The organism is Streptomyces sp. WM6378, from assembly GCF_001279695.1.
Taxonomy (GTDB): Bacteria; Actinomycetota; Actinomycetes; order Streptomycetales; family Streptomycetaceae; genus Streptomyces.
The window spans coordinates 26,151-32,235 of sequence record NZ_LGDD01000342.1 but is presented as its reverse complement, the minus strand read 5'-3'; the positions used below and the strand labels follow the sequence as shown (position 1 = coordinate 32,235).

At 70.8% G+C, this 6,085-nt stretch carries 7 protein-coding genes; 5 read left to right on the top strand and 2 right to left on the bottom strand.

The genetic code is table 11. From position 1 onward, the window contains the following. Positions 1–149: 149 nt before the first annotated feature. Positions 150–755: a malonic semialdehyde reductase gene (locus ADK54_RS39495; RefSeq protein WP_053730678.1), complete on the bottom strand. Its 606-nt coding sequence runs from the start codon at positions 753–755 to the stop codon at positions 150–152. 145 nt (positions 756–900) lie between these two features. Here ADK54_RS39495 and ADK54_RS39490 point away from each other — a divergent pair, with 145 nt between their 5' ends. After that, on the top strand, positions 901–1,407 hold the full coding sequence (locus ADK54_RS39490) for a MarR family winged helix-turn-helix transcriptional regulator (RefSeq protein WP_053730677.1): 507 nt from the start codon (positions 901–903) through the stop codon (positions 1,405–1,407). An 89-nt stretch (positions 1,408–1,496) separates the two neighbouring features. Further along, positions 1,497–2,180 carry a GNAT family N-acetyltransferase gene (locus ADK54_RS39485; RefSeq protein ID WP_053730676.1) on the top strand — a complete coding sequence of 228 codons (684 nt, stop codon included), beginning with the start codon at positions 1,497–1,499 and terminating at the stop codon, positions 2,178–2,180. A 27-nt stretch (positions 2,181–2,207) separates the two neighbouring features. On the opposite strand, the gene ADK54_RS39480 is transcribed toward ADK54_RS39485, so the two are convergent. Next, positions 2,208–2,993 carry a rhomboid-like protein gene (locus ADK54_RS39480; RefSeq protein WP_078966994.1) on the bottom strand — a complete coding sequence of 262 codons (786 nt, stop codon included), beginning with the start codon at positions 2,991–2,993 and terminating at the stop codon, positions 2,208–2,210. A 284-nt stretch (positions 2,994–3,277) separates the two neighbouring features. Between ADK54_RS39480 and ADK54_RS39475 the strand changes: the two genes are divergently transcribed. The 3 genes from ADK54_RS39475 (at position 3,278) to ADK54_RS39465 (ending at position 5,973) form a co-directional block, all read left to right on the top strand. Further along, positions 3,278–3,958 (top strand): spermidine synthase, encoded by a 681-nt coding sequence (locus ADK54_RS39475; RefSeq protein WP_107090734.1) that lies wholly within the window; start codon positions 3,278–3,280, stop codon positions 3,956–3,958. A 90-nt stretch (positions 3,959–4,048) separates the two neighbouring features. Further along, a complete protein-coding gene (locus ADK54_RS39470; protein ID WP_053730675.1) occupies positions 4,049–4,786 on the top strand; it encodes a response regulator transcription factor in 738 nt (245 codons plus the stop codon). Beyond that, positions 4,783–5,973, top strand: a complete 1,191-nt coding sequence (locus ADK54_RS39465) for a HAMP domain-containing sensor histidine kinase (protein ID WP_234392399.1) — start codon at positions 4,783–4,785, stop codon at positions 5,971–5,973. The genes ADK54_RS39470 and ADK54_RS39465 overlap by 4 nt, the downstream gene beginning before the upstream one ends. Positions 5,974–6,085 lie beyond the last annotated feature (112 nt).

The window sequence follows — 6,085 nt, the reverse complement described above, 5'->3', positions numbered from 1 at the left end:
CGCCGGCATGGCGGCGCGGGGGCGGGTCGGGGTGGGCACAGACATGGTGGACGGCTCCAGGACGTGGCGCGGCGGGGGCGGTTGGGCCTCAGGGGGCCCGAGTGGTTCGGGCGGGGCGGTTCGAATGGCTCGGGCCGGGTCGGGGCCGTTCAGGCCGTAGTGACGACCTGGTCGTAGGCGAGCCGGGGCGAGCGCGGGTACCAGGCGTCCGGTCCCGGGCGGCCGATGTTCACGACCATCAACGGGGTGTGGTCGTCGTCGAGGAACTCCTTCTGCACGCCGGGGAAGTCGAACCCGGTCATCGGCCCGGCGGCAAGGCCCGCGGCCCGCACGCCGAGGATGAAGTACGCCGCCTGGAGCGTCGCGTTGAGCAGCGCGGACTCCTCCCGGACCGTGCGGTCGGCGAAGAAGAGGTCCTTGGCCTGCGGGAAGTGCGGGAGCAGCGCCGGGAGTTCGTCGTGGAACTCGCTGTCGGCGGCGAGGATCGCGACCAGCGGGGCGGCCTCGGTCTTCGGCCGGTTGCCCTCGGCCATGAGGTCCACGAGCCGCCCGCGGGCTTCGGCGGACCGGACCAGGACCACCCGCAGCGGCGACTGGTTGTACGCGGTGGGGGCGTACTTGACCAGGTCGTACACCGCCTGGACCTGCTCTTCGGTCACCGGCTCGGGGGTGAACGTGTTGGCGGTGCGCGCCTCGCGGAAGAGGAGGTCCTGAGCGGCGGGGTGGAGGGTCAGCTCGTGGGTCGGCCCGGACATCGGGTGCTCCTGTCGTTCAGACTCAGCAATCTCGGTAGTGAGATAAAAGCATCTGACACTCTCGGAATCAAGTATCTCGAAACTAAGAGAACCAGCACTGATATGGTTTTGCCCGAAAGAGTCGGAATCGAGAGGAGTGGCGGCCATGAGCGACGTCGTGGACAAGATCGTCGACCAGTGGAGCAAGGAGCGCCCCGAGGTCGTGGACGACCTCTGGTCGGTGCAGTTCGTCGGGCGCGTACAGCGGCTGGCCCTGGCGATCGACAAGTCGATCAAGGCGACGGCGGCCGAACACGGCCTGGATGTGGGCGAGTTCGACGTCCTCACCACGCTGAAGCGCTCCGGGCCGCCCTACGCCCTCACCGCCGGAACCTTCCTCAAGGCGTCGATGGTGTCCTCCGGCACGATCACCAACCGGGTCGACAAGATGGAGGCCAAGGGCCTGGTGGAGCGGGTGCGCGACGGGGAGGACCGGCGCACCGTCAAGATCCGCCTCACCGAGCGCGGGCACGAGGTCACCCGGGCCGCCTTCGACGACCACCTGTCGAGCCACGCACGCCTCCTCGCCGACGTGGACCGCGAGCTGGTCGAGAAGGCCGCCGACAGCCTGCGTCAGGTATTGGAGGCCCTCGGCGACACCAGTATCAAGTAACGGAGTCCCGCCAAGGCGGGGACAGGGACGATCAGGAACGGTAAGGTTCAGCCAGCCACTTCACCTATTACCAAACCCAGGGGGCAGCAATGACGTCGACGGCGGCGACAGCACCGGATCGAGCCACCATCGGCACGCTGGTACGGGCCTGGATCGACGGCTGGATCGTTTCGCGCGGGACCTCCGACCCGATCGACCGCCCCTGGGGCTGGACGATCGACGCCGGGCAGGCCAACCACGTGTCGCGCCATGTGCTGCCCGCGCCCGCCGAGGCGGACGTCCGCACGCTGGCGGCTGCCACGAGCGCACCCGGCACGTGGCTGAAGCTGTTCGCCGAGGACGACACCGTGCGGCCGTGGCTGACCGAGGGCTGGCAATTCGACCAGCCCGGCTACCTGATGACGATCCCGCTGACCGCCGAACGCCCCGAAGTCCCGGTCGGCTACACCCTCACGACCTGGACCCGGGGCGGCGTGACCCGAGTCCTGGTCCGTACTACGGAGGGCCACTTCGCGGCCCGCGGCCAGATCGCTCCGACGGGCCGGACAGCGGTGGCCGACCAGATAGAAACCGCCCCCACGCACCAGCGCCGGGGCCTGGGCAGCCTGGTGATGCGCACCCTGCAGAACACGGCATACGAGTCGGGCGCGACCGGGGGAATCCTGGTCGGCACCCCGGAGGGCCAAGCCCTGTACTCGGCCCTGGGCTGGGAGACGCGCTCGCCGATGGCGAGTCTGTATTTCAGGCCGACGGAGGAGCCGGCGGAGGGATAGCCGGAGGAGTGAGGGCGCGACCGCCCCTCAGCTCGCCGCCGCCGCGTTCCGTACCCGCCGCACGCCCGGCCAGCACGCCACCCCCACCAGGAGGGCCACCGGGTGGCCCCAGGCCGCCAGGGGTTCTGTCATGTCCAGCAGGTCCTCCACCAGGAGGGCGCCCACCACGGTCAGGGTCGTCCAGCGGAGCAGGGGGGTCAGCAGGCCCGTCAGGGCGCCCACCGTCGCCATCAGGCCGAAGCTGATGCCGTAGTCCAGGCGGTGCAGCGAGCTTTCGGGGAGGTGGCCGGCCAGCACCGAGAGGGCGACCGGAATCTCGGTGACCAGGGTCGCCACCACGTGGCCGAGGAGGAACACGCCCGCCGTGCGCCAGCCGCCGATCCGGCGTTCCAGCGCGGCCAGCACGAAGATGAAGACCACGGCATACGGCGAGGCGATGCCTCCCGCTATCCACAGCGCGCTCGCGAAGATCGTCAGGACCGGTGCCGTCGACAGGTGGGCCACATCCGTGCTGGACGCCTGGAGCAGGGTGTCCACCGTGTCCGGATCGCCGTAGTCGGTGTACAGCGAGGTCACCAGGAGCAGCACCGCGTAGCCGAAGGCGAACGGTGTCGTGGTCGGGGAGGGGAGCAGCCGGCCGGCCCGGGCGAGCCGGCCCCGTGCGCCCGAGGCGCCGGGGGTCGGAGCGTTCGCGGGCTCCGGATTCGGGCGCTGGGCCGGTATCGCGTCGAGCCGGGCGGGCATCGAGTCGAGCGGGGCCGCCGGCAAGGGGCCTTCCGCCGTGGCGGGACGGCGGGTTTCGAGCGGGTGCACCGGGTGAGGCCCCTCCCCCGGGACGCGGTGCTTGCGCGTCCCGAATCAAGCCACGCCCGTGATCTTCGGCCGTGTTCCGTGGTTCGTGTGCTGAGCGCTGAGTGCTGCGTCTTGTAACTCTGCGGCCCGCGTTCCTTACTCGCTACGTCTTCCAACGGCTCACCTTCGGTGAACGACTCCTGCCCCGTCTATGGCGTGCGCCACACCGGACAACCTTTGACGCTTCCTGAGCGTCGGGGGCGACTCGCGTGCGCCGCGCCGCCGGACCCGGCATCCTCTGCGGCATGGACGACGGCATGGACGACATCACCACCCTCGACCGGCGCCAGGGGCCCCACGGGGAAGTCGTGCTGCGTCGGCGCGGGCCCCATTTCGAGATCATCGCCAACGGGTGCTTCCTCATGGACACGTCGGACGGCCGCTCGGAACGCCTTCTCGTCGATGCGGCGTACGACACACTTTTGCCAGCCTCCACCGGCCCCTCCGTTCTCATCGGCGGACTCGGCGTCGGCTTCTCGCTCGCACATGCGGCGCAGGACCCCCGCTGGGGCCAAATCGCCGTGGTGGAGAGGGAACAAGCCATCATCGACTGGCACCGGGCAGGTCCACTTGGCGCCATTTCCGGCCCGGCCCTGTCCGATTCGCGTACCCGGATCATCCCCGCCGATCTGGTCGATTACGTACGTACGGCACAGGACACCTTCGACGCGCTCTGCCTCGACATCGACAACGGGCCCGACTGGACCGTCACCGAGGGCAACGGCGGACTGTACTCACCGGACGGACTCGCCCACTGCGCACGGCGGTTGAGCCCCGGCGGGGTGCTCGCCGTGTGGTCCGCGCAGCCGTCCGCCGCCTTTGAACAGGCTCTCCGGAATGCCGGATTCACTGGGGTACATACCAAAGAGATCCGAGTTGCCCGGGGCGTCCCTGACGTGGTCCATCTCGGCGTTCGCCCTGCGTAGCCGAGACACGGAAAGTGCCTCTAGTCTCTGACCGACACAGGGGATCACCCCACGGATCCCCGGGCGAGCACAGTCAGGGCGGGGCAACCGATGGAGCAGACACACACCGGCCACAACGGCGTCGCGGCGACCCCCGGCGCCCAGCGCAGGGTGCTGGTCGTCGAGGACGACACGACGATCGTCGACGCCATCGCGGCCCGTCTGCGGGCCGAGGGCTTCCAGGTGCAAACGGCCGTCGACGGCCCCGCCGCCGTCGACACGGCCGAGGCCTGGCAGCCGGACCTGATGGTCCTCGACATCATGCTGCCGGGCTTCGACGGCCTGGAGGTCTGCCGCCGGGTCCAGGCCAGGCGGCCCGTGCCGGTCCTCATGCTGACGGCGCGCGACGACGAGACGGACATGCTCGTCGGGCTCGGCGTCGGCGCGGACGACTACATGACCAAGCCGTTCTCGATGCGCGAGCTCGCGGCCCGCGTACACGTCCTGCTGCGCCGGGTGGAGCGGGCCGCGCTGGCCGCCACCACGCCGCGCACGGGCATACTGCGCCTCGGCGAGCTGGAGATCGACCACGCGCAGCGCCGGGTACGGGTGCGCGGCGAGGACGTCCACCTGACGCCGACCGAGTTCGACCTGCTGAGCTGCCTGGCGAACACGCCGCGCGCCGTGCTGTCCCGCGAGCAGCTGCTCGCCGAGGTGTGGGACTGGGCCGACGCGTCCGGCACCCGCACCGTCGACAGCCACATCAAGGCGCTGCGCCGGAAGATCGGGGCCGAGCGCATCCGTACGGTCCATGGCGTCGGCTACGCGCTGGAGACCCCCGCGCCATGAGCCGGGCCGGAGACCGGGCCCGGCAGCTGCGCGGCAGCGGCGAGCGGCCCGGCTGGGACGAGCCGGCCAGGCGCGGCGGGTGGGCCAGGACCAGGCGCGTACTGCGCGGCCAGGTCGTGGCGGGGCTGCGGTCGGTCTCCATATCGATCAAGACCAAGCTCGGCACGCTGGTCGTGGTCTCCGTCTTCATCACGACCGGGCTGCTCATGGTGGCCCTGCAGACCCGCACCGAGCTCCGCTTCATCACGGTCTTCTCGGTGATAGCGACCCTGCTGATCACCCAGTTCGTCGCCCACGGGCTCACCGCCCCGCTGGACGAGATGAACACCGTCGCCCGCGCCATCTCGCACGGGGACTACACGCGTCGGGTGCGCGGCGCCGACCGCCGCGACGAGCTCGGCGACCTCGCGGGCACCATCAACCGCATGGCCGACGATCTGGAGGCCGTGGACCGGCACCGCAAGGAACTCGTGGCGAATGTCTCGCACGAGCTCCGCACGCCGATCGCGGCGCTGCGCGCGGTCCTGGAGAACGTCGTGGACGGCGTCTCCGCGGCCGACCCGGAGACGATGCGCACGGCCCTCAAGCAGACCGAGCGCCTGGGCCGCCTGGTCGAGACCCTGCTCGACCTGTCCCGCCTGGACAACGGCGTGGTGACGCTGCGGGCCCACCGCTTCGAGGTGTGGCCCTACCTGTCGGGCGTCCTCAAGGAAGCCAACCTGGCGGCCGCCCAGCGCAGGCTGTCCTCGGGCTCCGGCAACCACCAGCGCGCCGACGTCCACCTCCACCTGGACGTCTCGCCGCCCGAGCTGACCGCGCACGCGGACGCCGAGCGGCTGCACCAGGTCGTGGCGAATCTCATCGACAACGCGGTCAAGCACTCCCCGCCGCACGGCCGCGTGACCGTACGGGCCCGGCGCGGCCCGCAGCCCGAGTCGCTCGATCTTGAGGTCCTGGACGAGGGACCGGGCATCCCGCAGTCCGAGTGGCACCGGGTCTTCGAGCGGTTCAACCGCGGTACCGCGCCCTCCCCGCACGGCCCGGGCAGCGACGGCGGCACCGGACTCGGCCTCGCGATCGCGCGCTGGGCGGTGGATCTTCACGGTGGCCGGATCGGCGTGGCCGAATCCGCACGCGGCTGCCGGATCCAGGTCACCCTCCCGGGCGCCCCGCGCCAGCAAAGTTGACGTAAAGTTCGAACCGGAAGCAGCCGTTCTGCGTGGTCTTCGGCAGAAGCGGTCGTTCAGGGGTGCGGGCCAGGGGGCCGTAGCCGCACTGTCGCGTACCCGAAGCGGCTCG